16 protein-coding genes are annotated in these 17486 nt (G+C 59.9%); 5 read left to right on the top strand and 11 right to left on the bottom strand.

Going from position 1 to position 17486, the window contains the following annotated elements; all coding sequences use genetic code 11:
• Nucleotide 1 precedes the first annotated feature (1 nt).
• Entirely contained in the window at nt 2–1348 is a 1347-nt protein-coding gene (gene algB / locus AACY11_RS13785; protein ID WP_047597026.1) for a sigma-54-dependent response regulator transcription factor AlgB, read from the bottom strand.
• A gap of 427 nt (nt 1349–1775) precedes the next feature.
• On the opposite strand from algB, the gene AACY11_RS13780 reads away from it, so the two are divergent.
• The 5 genes from AACY11_RS13780 to AACY11_RS13760 all read left to right on the top strand — a co-directional run bounded on the left by AACY11_RS13780 (nt 1776) and on the right by AACY11_RS13760 (nt 6225).
• Entirely contained in the window at nt 1776–2060 is a 285-nt protein-coding gene (locus AACY11_RS13780; protein ID WP_339432358.1) for a hypothetical protein, read from the top strand.
• A gap of 73 nt (nt 2061–2133) precedes the next feature.
• Nucleotides 2134–2298 carry a DUF1328 domain-containing protein gene (locus AACY11_RS13775; RefSeq protein WP_003177151.1) on the top strand — a complete coding sequence of 55 codons (165 nt, stop codon included), beginning with the start codon at nt 2134–2136 and terminating at the stop codon, nt 2296–2298.
• Nucleotides 2299–2300: 2 nt separating this feature from the next.
• Complete coding sequence (locus tag AACY11_RS13770) at nt 2301–2771, top strand: inhibitor of vertebrate lysozyme family protein (protein ID WP_339465411.1); 471 nt, start codon at nt 2301–2303, stop codon at nt 2769–2771.
• A 708-nt stretch (nt 2772–3479) separates the two neighbouring features.
• Nucleotides 3480–4811: a glutamate/aspartate:proton symporter GltP gene (gltP, locus tag AACY11_RS13765; RefSeq protein ID WP_339432356.1), complete on the top strand. Its 1332-nt coding sequence runs from the start codon at nt 3480–3482 to the stop codon at nt 4809–4811.
• A 184-nt stretch (nt 4812–4995) separates the two neighbouring features.
• The gene (locus AACY11_RS13760) at nt 4996–6225 is read left to right on the top strand and encodes a nucleoside recognition domain-containing protein (protein WP_221732258.1); all 1230 of its coding nucleotides are present in this window, start codon (nt 4996–4998) and stop codon (nt 6223–6225) included.
• Nucleotides 6226–6334: 109 nt separating this feature from the next.
• Here the strand turns inward: AACY11_RS13760 and AACY11_RS13755 are convergent, their stop codons facing one another.
• The 10 genes from AACY11_RS13755 to AACY11_RS13710 all read right to left on the bottom strand — a co-directional run bounded on the left by AACY11_RS13755 (nt 6335) and on the right by AACY11_RS13710 (nt 17415).
• Nucleotides 6335–6976 carry an ABC-type transport auxiliary lipoprotein family protein gene (locus AACY11_RS13755; RefSeq protein ID WP_339432354.1) on the bottom strand — a complete coding sequence of 214 codons (642 nt, stop codon included), beginning with the start codon at nt 6974–6976 and terminating at the stop codon, nt 6335–6337.
• Nucleotides 6973–7911: an MlaD family protein gene (locus tag AACY11_RS13750; RefSeq protein ID WP_339432353.1), complete on the bottom strand. Its 939-nt coding sequence runs from the start codon at nt 7909–7911 to the stop codon at nt 6973–6975. Before AACY11_RS13750 ends, AACY11_RS13755 begins: the two co-directional genes overlap by 4 nt.
• A 1-nt stretch (nt 7912) precedes the next feature.
• Nucleotides 7913–8716: an ABC transporter ATP-binding protein gene (locus tag AACY11_RS13745; RefSeq protein WP_339432352.1), complete on the bottom strand. Its 804-nt coding sequence runs from the start codon at nt 8714–8716 to the stop codon at nt 7913–7915.
• On the bottom strand, nt 8713–9861 hold the full coding sequence (locus tag AACY11_RS13740; RefSeq protein WP_339465405.1) for an ABC transporter permease: 1149 nt from the start codon (nt 9859–9861) through the stop codon (nt 8713–8715). Before AACY11_RS13740 ends, AACY11_RS13745 begins: the two co-directional genes overlap by 4 nt.
• A 54-nt stretch (nt 9862–9915) precedes the next feature.
• Nucleotides 9916–10944, bottom strand: coding sequence for a DUF5924 family protein (locus AACY11_RS13735; protein WP_339432350.1), 1029 nt, complete (start codon nt 10942–10944; stop codon nt 9916–9918).
• Between the two features lie 192 nt (nt 10945–11136).
• Nucleotides 11137–12525, bottom strand: a complete 1389-nt coding sequence (locus AACY11_RS13730) for a M16 family metallopeptidase (protein ID WP_339432349.1) — start codon at nt 12523–12525, stop codon at nt 11137–11139.
• A gap of 124 nt (nt 12526–12649) precedes the next feature.
• Entirely contained in the window at nt 12650–14308 is a 1659-nt protein-coding gene (locus tag AACY11_RS13725; protein WP_339432348.1) for a Na/Pi cotransporter family protein, read from the bottom strand.
• A gap of 327 nt (nt 14309–14635) precedes the next feature.
• Nucleotides 14636–15400 carry a TerC family protein gene (locus AACY11_RS13720; protein ID WP_221732250.1) on the bottom strand — a complete coding sequence of 255 codons (765 nt, stop codon included), beginning with the start codon at nt 15398–15400 and terminating at the stop codon, nt 14636–14638.
• An 85-nt stretch (nt 15401–15485) separates the two neighbouring features.
• Nucleotides 15486–16793 (bottom strand): CitMHS family transporter, encoded by a 1308-nt coding sequence (locus AACY11_RS13715; protein WP_339465404.1) that lies wholly within the window; start codon nt 16791–16793, stop codon nt 15486–15488.
• A gap of 295 nt (nt 16794–17088) precedes the next feature.
• Nucleotides 17089–17415 (bottom strand): DOPA 4,5-dioxygenase family protein, encoded by a 327-nt coding sequence (locus AACY11_RS13710; protein ID WP_339432345.1) that lies wholly within the window; start codon nt 17413–17415, stop codon nt 17089–17091.
• Between the last annotated feature and the right edge of the window lie 71 nt (nt 17416–17486).

The raw sequence follows: 17486 nt of genomic DNA, 5'->3' as shown, positions 1-17486 counted from the left end.
CTCACAGGTTGTACTGCTTGCGCTTGCGATACAGGGTAGAGGCGTCGATGCCCAGGGTTTTCGCCGCTTGATCCAGCGTGCCGGCAGTGGCCAGCACCGCGCCAATGTGGGCTTTTTCCAACTCGTCCAGGCTCAGCGCCGCGCCGACCCTTGGCGCATTGTTCGCGGGTTGTTCGGCCATACCCAAGTGAGTGATTTCAACACGCTCCTGCGGGCAGATGATGCTCGCCCGCTCGACCACGTTGCGCAGTTCACGAATGTTGCCCGGCCAGCGATAGCCCAGCAGCGCCTCACGGGCCTCATCGCTGAACCCCCGTGCGGGGCGCGCATACTCTTTGACGAAGCGTGCAAGGAAACGGTCGGCCAGGGTCAGGATGTCTTCGGCACGCTCGCGCAGTGGCGGCAGATGCAGAGTAATGACGTTGAGGCGATACAACAGGTCTTCACGGAAGCGGCCATCGCGCACCATGTCTTCAAGATTGAGGTTGGTCGCCGCCAAAATCCGCACATCGGCGCGTCGGGTCACCGGATCGCCTACCCGTTCGTATTCCTTGTCCTGAATGAAACGCAGCAACTTGGGTTGTAACGTCAGGGGAAAATCGCCGATTTCGTCGAGAAACAACGTACCGCCGTCGGCTTGGTTCACGCGACCCAAGGTACTTTCGCTGGCCCCGGTAAAGGCTCCACGGCTGTGACCGAACAGCTCGCTTTCCATCAATTCCGCCGTCAGCGACGGGCAGTTGATGGTCACGCAGGATTTCTTCTCGCGCTTGCTCCAGCCATGGATCGCCCGGGCCAGTTCCCCCTTACCGGTGCCGGACTCACCCAGAATAAGAATGTTGGCGTCGGTGCCCGCCACCTGACGCGCGGTCTCCAGTACGACTTTCATCGCCGGGCTGTGGGAGTCGAGACCATCCTTGGGTTTGCGAATCTCGCCCTCGAGCGCTTCCAGACGTGCCGAGAGTTGGCGCACTTCCAGTTGCTTGGCAGTGGCCAGACGCAACTGGTCAGGGCTGCACGGTTTCACCAGATAATCGGCGGCACCGGCCTGAATCGCATCAACGGCCGTATCGACAGCGGAATGCGCGGTGACGATGACCACACGCATCCAAGGTGCCTGAACGCGCATTTGCGCCAGCACGTCGAGGCCATTGTCCTCGCCCAGACGCAAATCAAGGAAACACAGGTCGAACACCTGGCGCTGCAGCAATGCATCGGCCTGAGCCGCGCTGTTGGCGGTGGCCACTGTATAGCCTTCGTCTTCGAGGCAATAACGGAAGGTGCGCAGGATGGCGGACTCATCGTCCACCAGCAGAATGCGGCCTTGATGCTCAGTGGCAGATTCCATTTTTCCTACGCTCCATAGTGATTGGTCTTGAGTTAGTCCCGAAAAAATCGGGCAAGTTGCATGGTTGATTCTGAACGATGCCAGCCATAGGAGGGTAGCTCTCTCATGCCTTTACGGCTAATCCACTGATTTTGTTGAATTTTTAAACAATCACCGATTTGCAGGGCGTTCCCTGCGTCCTTTTCTGACATCCACGACCTGCTCTCAATTCAATAAGAATGAAAACTCCTACGAAATAATCGTGCAATCCGCACGACCACAGATGACCCATCGTGCAGGATGCGTCTCCAATTATTTTCAGACTACATTTAAGTTATTGATTTTATTGTATTTTTTTCATTCAAAAAACTGGCATGCAGGCTGCAATACCTCACTCATCCCGGGCAGATCAGAACTGCCCCAACCGAACAAGCGTGAGGAACCCAGGATGACTCGCCAACGTGCCGCCCAAGTGCGTATCTCGCCACTGCATCTCCAGCAAGGCCTGTTTGGCGTACTTGCGCTGTTGATCACGTTGATCGTGTGCCAGCAATACCTGCGCTGGGAAAACAGCCAGAAGCCTGAGCCGCTGATCTCGATCCAGCACAGCACGCAGAAACACTTCAGCGCCGTCAGCAGCAGCCAGGCCGAGAGCGCCTCGATGCGCATGATGGACGTCGATCAAGCGCAGCCACTCAATGAGTTGCCACGCGAAGAACGTTGGGTTTTCTGACGGATTAAACAGATTCGGGCGCAACGCGCCGGAACACGCAACATCCCTAAATAGAGAAGTAAGGAGAATCACCATGTTGAGTTGGGCAATTACGTTCTTGATCATTGCCATCATCGCCGCCGTATTGGGCTTCGGTGGTATCGCGGGCACCGCCACGGGTATCGCCAAGATCCTCTTTGTCGTGTTCCTGGTGATGTTCATCGCTTCCTTCTTCTTTGGCCGTCGCGGCCGAGGTTAACGATGAGTGCGCTTGCGTTTAAGACACTGGCAGCCGCCCTGCTTCTGGGCGGTAGTGCCATGGCGATGGCGGCCAATGATGGCCAGACAAGGGCCAACGAGTTGTTGAGCTCCGATGCGCAATACAGGGAAACCTGGGAAGGCGTGGTGAAGAAGGAAGAGCGCCTGCCGGAGTGGGTGATGAACCTCTCTGGCACGCCTGACCAACAGATGACTGCCGTGACGGAAGATGGCGACAAGTATCTGGTCGGGCCTCTCTGCGAATCCGCAGACAAATGCCTGAACCACCGCTTGATCGTCGCGTTCAGTTTCGACAAGAAAGACGCTTACGCCATGCTCGTCGATGTGCCCGAAGGACTGCCGGCCGACAAGTCGCCAACGCGACATGCCACCTACCGCTTCCTCGGCAATCCCGACGAGGGCATGCAGGATCTGCTGATGGAAACCCTGAAGAAAGATCCGAACTGGTATTAGGTTTCGAACATAAGGGCAGCACCCCCCGCTGCTCTTTATTGCACCTGCCCGAGGAGGGCCGGCGCATGACCAAGGGGCCGGGACGCTCTGACTGTTACAGGGTCGCAGTGACCTACGGGTACAAGGAGTGCCTGCGAGAGGGCCGGGTCAGGGGAAAAAAGCTGCGCCGCAAGTTCGCCAGCCCTCTGTGGCTTGACGGACTTGCGCTGAGCTTTCAAACCATCAAAACATTGATCCAGAGCGCCCAGCTCATCTTGTCTATCGCTCACACTGCGCGCGAAAACATTACGCGGTGTTTCCGGGCGACCGTATATCGAGAAAGATACCGTTTAAACAGTAGGACTATTGGTCTTGTAACGTAGGCCTTTTCCGAAATTTTACGTCGAAATTCCTCGTTCAAAAAACAACCCACCTTACGCCGAAATGGCCGGTTCACGGCACTTTTGCTGGCTTAAATGGCGTAATCGAACCGATTGGGACGCGAGTTTCAATTAAAAAATCTCATGCCGATTCAGCATAGGGTAGGCGTTTACGGCATTAGACGGCGCAACCTTGCATCGGAATAGTTGCGCCTTTTTTCGCCTGCCGAAGAGCCGTAAATACGCGCTTCGGGGCACCTTATACGGAGGCAGATGCATAGACTTTTCCGCTAAAGAGCGTTCCAGTTCCTGCATGTGCCTGAGTCAAACGCAAGTAAGGGTAAAGATAATGAAGAAGGCAAAAATCAGCCTCGCCTGGCAGATCCTCATCGGTCTGGTTCTGGGTATTGCAATTGGTGCGTTGCTCAACCACTTCAGTGCCGAAAAGGCCTGGTGGATCAGTAACGTCCTGCAACCGGCAGGCGATATCTTTATCCGTCTGATCAAGATGATCGTGATCCCGATCGTCATCTCCTCCCTGATCGTCGGCATCGCCGGCGTGGGCGACGCCAAGAAGCTTGGGCGTATCGGCCTGAAGACAATCGTCTACTTCGAAATCGTCACCACCATCGCCATCGTCGTCGGCCTGCTGCTGGCCAACGTGTTCCATCCGGGCACCGGCATCGACATGAGTACCCTGGGCACGGTCGACATCTCGAAGTACCAGGCGACCGCCGCCGAAGTACAACATGAACATGCGTTCATCGAGACCATCCTCAACCTGATCCCGTCGAATATCTTCGCGGCCATGGCCCGCGGCGAAATGCTGCCGATCATCTTCTTCTCCGTGTTGTTCGGTCTCGGTCTGTCGAGCCTGCAGTCGGACCTGCGTGAACCGCTGGTGAAGATGTTCCAGGGCGTGTCGGAAAGCATGTTCAAAGTCACCCACATGATCATGAACTACGCGCCGATCGGCGTATTCGCACTGATCGCGGTGACCGTCGCCAACTTCGGTTTCGCCTCCCTGCTGCCGCTGGCCAAACTGGTGATCCTGGTTTACGTCGCCATCGCCTTCTTTGCCTTCGTGGTACTGGGCCTGATCGCCAGGCTGTTCGGCTTCTCGGTGCTCAAGCTGATGCGCATCTTCAAGGATGAGCTGGTGCTGGCCTACTCCACCGCCTCCTCGGAAACCGTGCTGCCACGCGTGATCGAGAAAATGGAAGCCTACGGCGCGCCGAAAGCCATCTGCAGCTTCGTGGTGCCGACCGGTTACTCGTTCAACCTCGACGGTTCGACCCTGTACCAGTCCATCGCGGCGATCTTCATTGCCCAGTTGTACGGCATCGATCTGTCGATCAGCCAGCAACTGCTGCTGGTCCTGACCCTGATGGTCACCTCCAAAGGCATCGCCGGCGTACCGGGCGTGTCCTTCGTGGTGCTGCTGGCGACGCTGGGCAGCGTGGGTATTCCGCTGGAAGGCTTGGCGTTTATCGCCGGTGTCGACCGCATCATGGACATGGCCCGTACCGCACTGAACGTGATCGGCAACGCCCTGGCGGTGTTGGTCATCTCGCGCTGGGAAGGCATGTACGACGATGCCAAGGGCGAGCGCTACTGGAACTCCCTGCCGCACTGGCGCAGCAAGGAAAAACTGCCCGCGGGCGAGATCTCCAAGAACTGATTGCTGAACCCTGTGGGGATTGGCTGCTTGTGCCAGTGGGCTTGCTCACACAGGGGATTTGAGTCAGAGCCAAGCATTCATTGCCCCCGCCAGTGATGCACAGACAAACCCCGGACAAAATCCGGGGTTTGTCGTTTCTGGCCACCCCGCTATTATTCGCCGCATCTTCCGAGGGATTTGACTGATGCTTAATGGCCTGTGGCTTGGCTTCTTCGTCGTGGCAGCCGTGTCGGCGCTGGCGCAGTGGCTGATTGGCGGTAATGCCGGGATTTTCGCGGCGATGGTGGAAAGCATTTTTGCCATGGCCAAGCTGTCGGTCGAAGTCATGGTGCTGCTGTTCGGCACCCTCACCCTGTGGCTGGGTTTTCTGCGCATCGCCGAGAAGGCCGGCATTGTTGAATGGCTGGCCAAGGTATTGGGCCCGCTGTTCCTGCGACTGATGCCGGAAGTCCCGCCCGGTCACCCCGCCCTGGGCCTGATCACCCTGAACTTCGCCGCCAATGGCTTGGGCCTGGACAACGCCGCCACGCCCATCGGCCTGAAAGCCATGAAGGCACTGCAGGAACTCAACCCCAGCGCCACCGTCGCCAGCAACGCGCAGATCCTGTTCCTGGTGCTCAACGCCTCCTCCCTGACCCTGCTGCCGGTGACGATCTTCATGTACCGCGCCCAGCAAGGCGCGCCTGACCCGACGCTGGTGTTCCTGCCGATTTTGCTGGCGACCAGTTGCTCGACGATTGTCGGCTTTCTGTCGGTGGCGTTCATGCAGCGTTTGCGGATCTGGGATCCGGTGGTGCTGGCCTATCTGATTCCCGGCGCGTTGATGCTCGGCGCCTTCATGGCATTGCTGGGGACAATGTCGGCCACCGCTTTGGCGGGATTGTCGTCGATCCTCGGCAATCTCACGCTGTTTGGTCTGATCATGCTGTTTCTGGTGATGGGTGCTCTACGTAAGGTGAAGGTCTACGAAGCATTCGTTGAAGGCGCGAAGGAAGGCTTCGATGTAGCGAAGAACCTGCTGCCGTATCTGGTGGCCATGCTCTGCGCCGTCGGCGTGCTCCGTGCGTCCGGAGCGCTGGATTTTGGCCTCGACGGGATCCGTCATCTGGTCGAATGGGCCGGAGGGGACACACGCTTTGTCGATGCGCTGCCCACGGCGATGGTCAAGCCATTCTCCGGCAGCGCGGCGCGGGCGATGCTGATCGAAACCATGCAGACTTCCGGTGTCGACAGCTTCCCGGCGCTGGTGGCGGCGACGCTTCAGGGCAGTACCGAGACGACGTTCTATGTGCTGGCGGTGTATTTCGGCGCGGTGGGGATTCAGCGGGCGCGGCATGCGGTAGGTTGCGCGCTGTTGGCCGAACTGGCCGGGGTACTCGGCGCCATTGGCGTCTGCTACTGGTTCTTCGGTTAGCCACAAGTCCCCCTGTGGGTGCGCGAAGAGGGCGTGTCAGGCGACGTATGCATTGCCTGACACACCGCCTTCGCGAGCGAGCCCGCGCCTACAGGGATTATGGATAAGGTTAAAGTCTGGGTGAGGGCGCGAACTGCTGGCCTTGCTCGACCGCCCACGCCACAACCTTCGCGGTCAGGCGATCACTGGCCAGACCAAACCCGGCGACCACCGCCGGCACCTGCACATCACTCAGGGGCTGGCGCTCTTCAAACCGGCGGCTGGCCAGAATGCGCTGGTCATAGCCACGCACCAGCAACGCATCGACCCGCACGACAACGCTGGCCTTATCGCCCTGATATTCAGTCTGAAACGCCTGCAAATTCCCCCCCAGTTCCAGATCCGCCTGGAAGTAGCTGTCATCGGTGCTCAGCAACGTCACCCGGCCATCACGCGTAAAGCCTTCGAGCAGCCGATTGCGCAACAGCACCGGTGCGGGGTCGCTCCAGCGTGACGCCTTGTAGCTGCTGATCATGTTGCCCTGTGGAATCACGGCGATGTTCGGCCGGTTCAGCGCTTCACTGGCCTGCCATTTGTTGAGCCGCAGCGACCAGTGCTGAGTGGCCGCTGAACCGGCCGGCGCAGGCACCTGCGTGGCTGGCAGACGATAAACGTCCGATGGCTGCGACTGGGGCAGGATCGAGCACGACGCGATCAGCGTGCCGATCAAGGTAAAACCGGCGGCGAAGAGGGCGAGTCGAGTCAGCTTCATGGCGTGAACTCCTTGTTCTTGTCACTGCCCAGCAGGTAACCGCTGGGGTTGGCCTCAAGACGTTGCGAGATGGCGCGCAGCGAGGTCAGCGTCTCTCGCAATTCACGGATGGCCGGCGCCAGACCATTGAGGCCCTGCAGGCCGTTGTCGAGGGCATTCTGGTTCTTGCTCAGCAGGCCGTTGATCGTGGCGCTGCTTTGCTCCAGCGACTTCATCGCCTGCTCGGCACTGCCCAGCGCCTGCTTGCCCTGGTCGTTGAGCAAACCGTTGGCGTTGCGCATCAGCAGCGAAGTCTGTTCGAGCATGCTGCCGGCCTGTTTGCCGACCGTCGCCAGTTGCTGCATGGCTTGGCGCAGGTCGCCACGCTGATCGTTGATCGAGCCGGTGGTCTGTTCCAGGTGGGCGAGGGTTTTGCTCACGCGCTCGACGTTTTCGGCGGAGAACATCTGGTTGGCGTTTTGCAGCAGTGCGGTGACGCCGCTCATCAAGTCGTTGCTGTCATTGAGCAACCGCGAGATGGGCGAGGGCGACGCGACAATGATCGGTAATTTGCCGTCATGGCCCCGTAGGCTCGGACTGTTTGGCGTGCCGCCGCTGAGTTGGATGATCGAGGTGCCGGTAATCCCGGTCAGGGCCAGTTTGGCCAGGGTGTCTTCCTTGATCGGAGTGTCACCGCCCAGACGAATCCGCGCCAACACCCGGCGGGGATCCTTGGGGTCAAGACGCAGGCTGACCACGTCACCGACCTTGATCCCGCTGTATTGCACCGCGCTGCCCTTGGACAGGCCGCTGACCGCCTCGTTGAACACGACTTCGTAATCCTTGAACTCGCTATCGATACTGGACTTGGCCAGCCACAGGCCGAACAGCAGGGCGCCCGCCACGACAATCACTGCGAACAGGCCGATCAACACATGATGGGCTCGGGTTTCCATATCAGACCTCGTTGAGCAGTTTGGCGGCGTCCAGCGCCGAGCGGCCGCGCGGGCCGTGGAAATATTCGTGAATCCACGCGTCATCGGTTTCCGATACGACGTCAATCGGACCGGCGACCAGCACCTTCTTCTGCGCCAGCACTGCCACGCGGTCGGTGATGGTGTAGAGCGTGTCGAGGTCGTGGGTGACCAGAAACACACTCAGGCCCAACGCATCGCGCAGGGTCAGGATCAGTTGATCGAACGCCGCCGCACCGATCGGATCGAGACCGGCGGTGGGCTCGTCGAGAAACAGGATGTCCGGATCCAGCGCCAATGCACGGGCCAATGCCGCGCGCTTGATCATGCCGCCGGACAGCGACGCGGGGTATTTGTCCGCCGCCGACAACGGCAGCCCGGCCAGCGCCAGTTTCACCGCCGCCAGATGCTCGGCGTCGTTGCGGCTTAACCCTGCATGCTCGATCAGGGGCAAAGCGACGTTCTCGGTCACCGTCAACGAGGAGAACAGTGCGCCTTTTTGAAACAGCACGCCGAAGCGTCGTTCGATCAGCGAGCGCTCATGTCCGGACAGGCTCGGCAGGTTCTGGCCGAATACGTTCACCCGGCCTTCGCTGGGCCGGCGCAGGCCGATGATACTGCGCAGCAGTACCGATTTGCCGCTGCCAGAGCCGCCGACCATGGCGAGGATTTCGCCTTTGTACAAATCCATGTCGAGGCCTTCGTGCACGCTCTGCTTGCCAAAGCGGTTGCACAGGCCACGGACTTCGATCACCGCCTCCGAGGGCGCGCAGGGTGGACGACTCACCAGCCCATCTCCATGAAGAACAGCGCGGCCACCGCATCGAGGACGATCACCACGAAAATCGATTGCACCACGGCGGACGTGGTGTGGGCGCCGACCGATTCGGCGCTGCCGCTGACCTTGAAGCCTTCGAGACAGCCAATCGCGGCGATCAGGAAGGCGAAGACCGGTGCTTTCACCAACCCCACCAGAAAGTGCTGAACACCGATGTCCGATTGCAGCAGCGAGAGGAACATCGCCGGTGAAATTCCCAGCGACAACGCGCAGACCACGCCACCGCCGACGATCCCGCAGAGCATCGCCAGAAACGTCAGCATCGGCAGCGCGATCAGCAGCGCCAGTACCCGTGGGACCACCAGCAGTTCCATCGGGTCAAGGCCAAGTGTGCGGATTGCATCGATCTCTTCGTTGGCCTTCATCGAACCGATTTGCGCGGTGAAGGCGCTGGCGGTGCGCCCGGCCATCAGAATCGCGGTGAGCAAGACGCCGAATTCACGCAGAAATGAAAACGCCACCAGATCGACGGTGAACACACTGGCCCCAAAACTGGCCAGCACCGTCGCGCCAAGAAAAGCCACCACGGCGCCCACCAGAAAGGTCAGCAACGCCACGATCGGCGCAGCGTCGAGGCCGGTCTGTTCGATGTGCGCGACGATTGGCGTAATGCGCCAACGCTTGGGGCGGAACACGCTGCGAGCGATGGTTTCCAGAATCAGACCGATGAAGCCCAGCACTTGCAGGGTGTCCTGCCAGACCGTTTCCACGGCGCGACCGATGCGCGTCAGCAGTTGCACGCTGACGCTGACTTCCGGCTCCTTGATCGGCACGCAGAAATCGGTCAGCGAGCGATACACCGTCTGCAGCAACGCGCGGTCAGCCGGGGAAATCGTACAGTCGGGATGTTCAGCGGATTTGCCCAGGCGCTCGGAACCGAGCAGTTCGACCAGCAAGGATGCGCCAGCGGTATCGAGGGCGCCCAGGTCATTCAGGTCGATGGACGTATGGGCGTCGTATTGGCCGTGGAGCTTTTCGCTCAGTTGCTTGAGGTCAGCGTAATGGGCAAGCGTCCAGTCCCCGCTGACTCGCAGGCGAGCAGGGGTGGTCGATGTGTCGAGTTGGGCACTGCCCGTCGTCGAGCTGCTGGTCATAAACTCCGTGCTTTTCGGCTGATGAGGCTGGCATACGTAATAGCACGAACCCGACTACTTTTCTTTGATCGCTGTGCTGTCGGTGACTTCAAAGCGCAGCACGCCGATCACCTGGCCGTCCTCGGTCAGCACCCGTACCTGCCACTTGCCCGCCGGGTTGCCGGGGAAATTCTGCTTGTGCGTCCACGCCCGGTAGCCTTCTTTACGCCCGCCATGGATGTCGAGAGCAATGCGGTCGACCTCTTTGCCGTTGAACTGCCAGACGTGATAAATCCGCTCATCGAGCCCGCGTGGCGCGTTGATCGCGGTATAGGCGTAGAGGCCACCGCCACGGATCTGCTCGGCGCTGACTTGCTTGAGGCTCGCGCCGGGGGTCCGATCCTGCAACTGCGTGCTGATCGCCACGTCAGTCATCCACAGCGTTGCCGGCGGCACCCACGAGCGCAGCGCCCAACCCACACCGCCGATACCCACGGTGATGCACAGGATCGCCAGCGCATTGCGCACGGTGCGGATCGGGAAGATCGACGCCAGGCTCGGGAACGACAGCAGCACGGCAATGCCCAGCGCCCATTTGAAGCTCTGCGAGGTGGTCAGGTGCATGATCACCGGCAGTGCGGTCAGGAGGGCCGCGAACAGGGTCAGGGTGTGTAGCGCCAGAAACGCCCAGCGCCGGGGCGCCAGCCATTTGTAGTAGAGCGGATCGATGACGGAGATCAGCGCGGCGATGCTCAGCAGCCCGGTGAAGATCAATTGGCTGCTGTTCCACGTCGTGGTGATGAAGAAGAATGGCAGAACGAAAAACAGGCTTTCCTGGTGAATCATCTGCGTGGCGTAACGCAGCAGCGGCTGGGGGATTTCCCGTTTGAAAATCCGCGTAAAAAGGCCAGTGAGGGTGTTTTCCAGCATCAGCCAGATCCAGCTCAGCAGCATGATGATGGTGATCCAGCTCGCCAGCCCTTGCTGGCGGTCGACCAGAATGAAACTGCCGACCCCGGAGATGAAACCACCCAACGCAATGACCCCGGGATAGCGCTTCATCAGTTCGAGAATGCGCTGGATCAGAAGGGTCAGTTTTGGCATGAGGGCGGTTCGCAACAGTCGTGGGAAAAAACCTCGACAGAGTACCGCTCGCACAGCGGTGTGGCGAGGCTGCCGGTCAGCAAAATCACCACAGTCCCCTGTGGGAGCGGGATTGCTCGCGAAGGCGTCGTATCCGTCACTGCATTTGTTGCATGACCCACCGCGTTCGCGAGCAAGCCCGCTCCCACCGGTTCAGTGTTCGGCGGATTTGCGGCGGTGCAAGCGCCATACGATCAGGATCAGCAGCAACACACCCAGTCCACCCGCCGCCAGCCACAACACCTGATCATCACTGATCAAAGGCTTCTCGATACGCAGATACCCCGGTTGCAGCAACAACTCGCGCATGGCCTTGTTCGCCGTTTCCAGCGTCACGCCTTGCAGTTCGCGGGCGGGATTGGCGAAGCGGCCGTCCTCGTAGTCGCCCAGCGCACTCCAGTAGTAATCGGCCATCGCGCTGTTGCCTTGCACCGCCCAGGCCTGATGGGCGATGGCCGCCTGTTTGATGCGGGCGAAGGTGGCCGGATCGAGACCGTTTTTCAGCAGGTCGGCCTTGATGTCTTCCAGCACCTCAATGGCTTCATCGACGTTATCGCGATCAAGGTCAGCATTGAGGCTCATGAACCCGACGCCCCCAAACACTTCGCGCTCGGCCCACGGCCCATAAGACAAACCATGGTTGAGACGAATCTGTCGGTACAGCGCCCAGTCGAGGTAGTCCTTGAGGATGTTGAACGTCTCGTCGTACTGACCGTCCAGCACCGGCTCCGGCACCAACCAGTGCAACTTGGCGCTGTCGCCGATAAAACCGCGCGTGAGGGTGCGCTCATGGGCGGCGCTGGTGCGGATATCCGGCAACGGCCGGTGCTCACTGGGCTCGACCGCATCAAGCGCGCCCCACGTCCGCTCCAGATAGGCCGGCAGCAGTTTGTCGAGCTCGCCGACGACAATCAGGGTCATGTTGTTCGGCGCGTACCAGGCTTTGCGCACCTTCTCCAGTTGCGCCTGGGTCAGATGTGCGACTTCGGCGCGCTGCGGGCATTTAAGGCCCAGCTCCACCGCCAATTGATTGCTCGCGCTGTGCCCCAGATCCTGGCGGTCGAGAAAGCGGCGCAGGCGCGTGTAGTGGCCGCCGTCCTCACGCTCGACCACACGTTTGGCGGCGTTGATCGCGTTGTCGTCGATGCGGGTCTGTGTCAGCAGCGCCAGCAGCAGGTCGAGTACCTTGCGCTGGTTTTTCGCCGGAGCTTCGATGACGAAGGTGGTATCGGCATTGCTGGTGAAGGCGTTCCAGTCACCGCCCAGGGCCTGCATGCGCTCTTCGAGGCCACCTTCGCCGGTGGCGTCAATGCCACTGAACAGCAAGTGTTCAAGCAGGTGCGGCAGCTCTTTTTCATCGCAGTCAAAATCATCAAGACCGACGCCGACCACCAGCCGGATCGCGACATGCCCGCGCTCGGTGCCGGGTTTGAGCAACAACTGCAAACCGTTGGGCAGCGCATAACCTTCGACCTGAAAACGATCCAGGGCCAAGGAAGGGAGTGAACCGAGCAACAGACAGGCGAACAACAGGCAACGCATAACAGGCTTCCGTACGGCTGATTTGGAGATCCGTGTCGTCAGGCAGATGGCCTTTGCGAGCAAGCTCGCGAAGGCGTCCCTGAGGCTGAACGCTGAGTTACTGACTGACCTTAGCCGCAGACGTTCAAGGCGAATGCGTAATGTCGGCCATTTCATCCGCCGCCAGCGCCCCGATGTCCGCCGTTTCCAGCACTACATAAGCGCTGCTGCAAAACAGCGAATTGAGCCGTTTCATGTCGGCAATCAGCTCCAGGTGCAACGAACTGGTTTCAATACTCTGCACGATCTTGCGTTGCAAACGACTGACGTGGGCATGGGCCAAACGGCGTTCCTGTGCGCGGAAGCGCCGTTTCTCGCGCAGCAACTGGCGAGCGCTTTCCTTGTCGCCGCTGAGAAACACCGACAACCCCAACCGCAAGTTGGCGATCAGTTGCTGTTGAAGCCCGGCCAGGTCCTCCAGCCCTTCCTCGGAAAACGAACGGCGTTGCGAGGTCTTCTGCTGCTGGACCTTGCGCAGCATGCGCTCGATCAAGTCACAGGCCAGTTTGAGGTTGATCGCCAGTTCAATGATCTCCGCCCAGCGCCGACTGTCCTGCTCGCCAAGATCCTCGCGGGGCATTTGCGCCAGGTACAGCTTGATCGCGCTGTACAGCGACTCTACGTCATCGGTCATCCGACGCATGTCCTGGGTGATCGCCGTTTGCTTGCCGCGCAACACATCGAGGGTCGCGTCGAGCATGTTGTCGAGCAGATCGCCCATGCGCAGGGTTTCGCGCACGGCGTTGGCCAAGGCCAGGCTTGGCGTGACCAGCGCGGTCGGGTCAAGGTGACGTGGTTTGGCGGTGCCGTTGACCTCAGGCCGTTCCGGCAGCAGCCAGGCGCACAAACGCGCCATCGGCCCGACACTCGGCAGCAGGATCAGACAGCGTGCGGTGTTGTAGAGCAGGTGGAAGCCGATGACCATTTCCTGCGGGCTGAAATCCAGACTGTCGATCCAATGCACAAGCGGGTCGAGCACCGGGATGATCAGCAGCAGGCCGATCAGTTTGTACAACAGGCTGCCCAGCGCCACTTGCCGGCCAGCGGCGTTCTGCATGCTGGTGCTCATGAACGCCAGCACGCCGCTGCCGATGTTGGCACCGATCACCAGGCCAATCGCCACCGGCAGACTGATCACGGCGGCGCCGGCCAAGGTAGCGGTCAGCAGCACAGCGGCGAGGCTGGAGTAGGAAATCATCGCAAACAGCGCGCCGACCAGGGCGTCGAGGAGGATGTCGCCGGTCAGCGAAGCGAAAATCACCTTCACCCCTTGGGCGTGGGTGATCGGTGCAGCAGCCTCGACGATCAGTTGCAGCGCGAGAATGATCAGCCCCAAACCGATGCTGACCCGGCCCATTTGCCCGAGCCGCGTCTGTTTGCGCGACAGAAAGAAAATCACCCCAAGAAAAATCAGCAATGGCGACAGCCAAGACAAGTCGAACGTCAGCACCCGCGCCATCAGCGCGGTACCGACATCGGCGCCGAGCATGGTCGCCAGCGCCGGCGTCAGCGCCATCAGCCCTTGGCCGACGAAAGAGGTGACGAGCATCGCCGTGGCGTTGCTGCTTTGCACCATCGCCGTGACGACGATGCCCGCAACAAAGGCCAGCCAGCGCTTGGCCATGTTCTGGCCGATGACATGGCGCAGTTGGGTGCCATACACCCGCAGGATGCCGGTTCGGACGATGTGCGTGCCCCAGATCAGCAGGGCGACGGCGGAAAGCAGATTGAGCAGGGTGAGCATGCAGACCCCCTGTAATGGCAGCGCCCCAGAGAGGCAAATTGACGGTACCGCGCGGTTTCTACGTTTTTGATACTTAAGCTGTAGTTGGCTAACGGTCTGGGCGCCAGCATTGCACAGCTAAAACCATGATTGAAACACAAGTGTCATGAACAGCACTTCACCGGCACCTCCCTGCTGGAGTGAGTGTTAGCCAACGTACAAAACAACTGTGGGAGCGGGTTTGCTCGCGAAGGCGGCGTATCAGTCGACAAAAATGTTGGCTGATCGACTGCATTCGCGAGCAAGCCCGCTCCCACAAGGGGTGTTGCGTGTTGCTGGACTAGCGGGTTACTGCCCCGGAATGTCCTTGCGCAGTTTCACCGGATCTTGCTGCTTCTTTTTGGCCATCGCGCCGCGCAGTTTGATGTTGATCGCTTCCACCGCCAGCGAGAACGCCATGGCGAAGTAGACGTAACCTTTGGGTACGTGCACGTCGAACGATTCAGCGATCAGTACCGTACCGACCACCAACAGGAACGACAGCGCGAGCATCTTCAGCGACGGATGTTTGTCGATGAATTCGCTGATCTTGCCCGACGCCGCCATCATCACCAGCACCGCGACGATGATCGCCGCCACCATCACTGGCACATGGGACACCATGCCGACCGCGGTGATCACCGAGTCCAGCGAGAAGACGATGTCGATGATCGCGATCTGAATAATGGTGTAGAGAAAGTTACCGCCCTTGCCCGAAGGCTCGTCGCCGCTTTCGTCTTCACCTTCCAGCGCGTGGTACATCTCCTGCGAGCTTTTCCACAGCAGGAACAGCCCGCCGAAGAACAGGATCAGGTCACGCCCGGAGATGCCCTGGCCGAACACTTCGAACAGGTCGGCGGTGAGGCGCATGACCCAAGTGATCGACAGCAGCAACAGGATCCGCGTGATCATGGCCAAGCCAAGACCGAAGATCCGGGTGCGCGGCTGCATGTGTTTGGGCATGCGGCTGACCAGGATCGAAATCATGATGATGTTATCGATACCCAGGACAATTTCCAGGGCGGTCAGGGTAAAGAAGGCAACCCAGATTTCGGGGTTGGTCAGCCAATCCATGTGTATTCCTTTGAGCGTGTGTTAAACCGAAAAAGGTCCTGGCTTCAAACCACGAAGCCAGGACCGCAAACGGTGAGTCTTGGGCTTATAGAGTGCTGAACACCGGGAAAGTCCCGAGCAGCAGTGCAGCAATCAGAATGCAGATACAAACCAGGATCGCCCATTTGAGGGTGAACCGCTGGTGGTCGCCAAAATCAATCCCGGCCAGGGCCACCAACAGATAGGTCGATGGCACCAGCGGGCTGAGCAAGTGAACGGGCTGACCGACGATCGAGGCCCGGGCCATTTCCACGGCGGTGATGCCGTAGTGACTGGCGGCTTCGGCCATCACCGGCAACACGCCATAGTAGAACGCGTCGTTGGACATGAAGAACGTGAACGGCATGCTCACCAGTGCCGTGATCACCGCCAGGTAAGGACCGAGGAAATCCGGGATCACCGCCAGCAGGCTCTTGGACATCGCATCAACCATGCCGGTGCCCGACAGGATACCGGTGAAGATACCCGCCGCAAAGATCAGCCCGACCACTGCCAGCACACTGCCGGCGTGAGCCGCGACGCGGTCCTTCTGCATTTGCAGGCAAGGATAGTTGACGATCATGGCAATACTGAACGCCACCATGAACAACACCGGCAGCGGCAACAGGCCAGCGATCAGGGTGCACATCAGGCCGAAGGTCAGGGCGCCGTTGAACCAGATCAGCTTCGGACGACGGGCGTCCGGGAACTGCGAAACGCTGATTTCGCTGTGATCGATCTCATCGTCGATCAGGTGCAACTCACCCAGACGCGCTCGCTCACGTTTGCCGTAGAAATAGGCAATGAGCAGAATCGCCACCACACCGGCCGCCATGGCCGGAATCATCGGCACGAAGATGTCCGAAGGGTCGACGTGCAACGCACTGGCAGCACGGGCGGTCGGGCCGCCCCATGGCGTCATGTTCATCACGCCACCGGCCAGGATGATCAGGCCGGCCATGATTCGCGGGCTCATGCCGATGCGGCTGTACAGCGGCAGCATGGCGGCCACGCAGATCATGTAAGTGGTCGCGCCGTCACCGTCGAGGGAAACGACGAGCGCCAGTACGGCGGTGCCGACCGAAACTTTCAGCGGGTCACCCTTGACCAGTTTGAGGATCTTGCGCACGGCCGGGTCGAACAGACCGGAGTCGATCATCAGGGCGAAATAGAGAATGGCGAACATCAGCATCACGCCGGTCGGCGCAAGCTTGGTGATGCCTTCGAGCATCATCGGACCGATCTTCGGCGCAAAACCACCGAACAGGGCAAACAGGATCGGGATGATGATCAGCGCAATCAGCGCGGACAGGCGCTTGGTCATGATCAGGAACATGAACGTGATGACCATGGCAAAGCCAAGGAAAGTCAGCATGGGAATACTCCGGGCGTAGCGCGGCTAATGGAATGAGCGGATCGGGCGGGATCAGCGCAGAGCGGGCAGCACGAGACGTACGGACGGAGTGACAGCGCGGAGGCGGGCTACAGAGGACATCAGAATCACCATTGTTGTTGTTAATTGGGCCGTTCGTGCGGGTATCACACGGATTGGCCAACCGGTCTGTTGCCGGCAGTGGGGGCGATCCTAATGGGGGAAGCTTTCAGCCAGCTTTCGTGGGTGAAAGCTTTGAGTGAACGGTCAACCGGCCCGCCGAATGCGGCGGACGTCATCAAAAAACAGCCAGATTCAGCGGCCTCATGGCGCCCATCCAGATCGCATGCTCGGTGTGATCAAGCAAATCATCGCCCGTGTCCGGGTGCAAAAACACCACCAAGCCTTTGCGATTGAGCGCCAGCCAGGGCAGTACTTCACCGATCAGCTCCGGGCCGAAGGCCAACTGGCAACTCCAGTCGGGGTGCGGGCCGACCGGGCGTTCGTGGACGCGGCCCATTTTCAATGGAAACAACGTAGCGGCTTGCTCGCATAACGCGCGTGCCTGGTCGATGGAGGCGGCGTCGAAATAGACGTGGGCGTGGTAGCCCTTGATCGGTTGCATCTGAAGCCCTCGCAAATCGGTTCGAACCCTCGGCGTTGCCCGCATGTCACACGCCATAGAAGGGACAAGAA

The organism is Pseudomonas sp. RA_105y_Pfl2_P56 (assembly GCF_963970845.1).
Lineage (GTDB): Bacteria > Pseudomonadota > Gammaproteobacteria > Pseudomonadales > Pseudomonadaceae > Aquipseudomonas > Aquipseudomonas baetica_A.
This window is presented reverse-complemented; position numbering and strand designations above follow the sequence as displayed.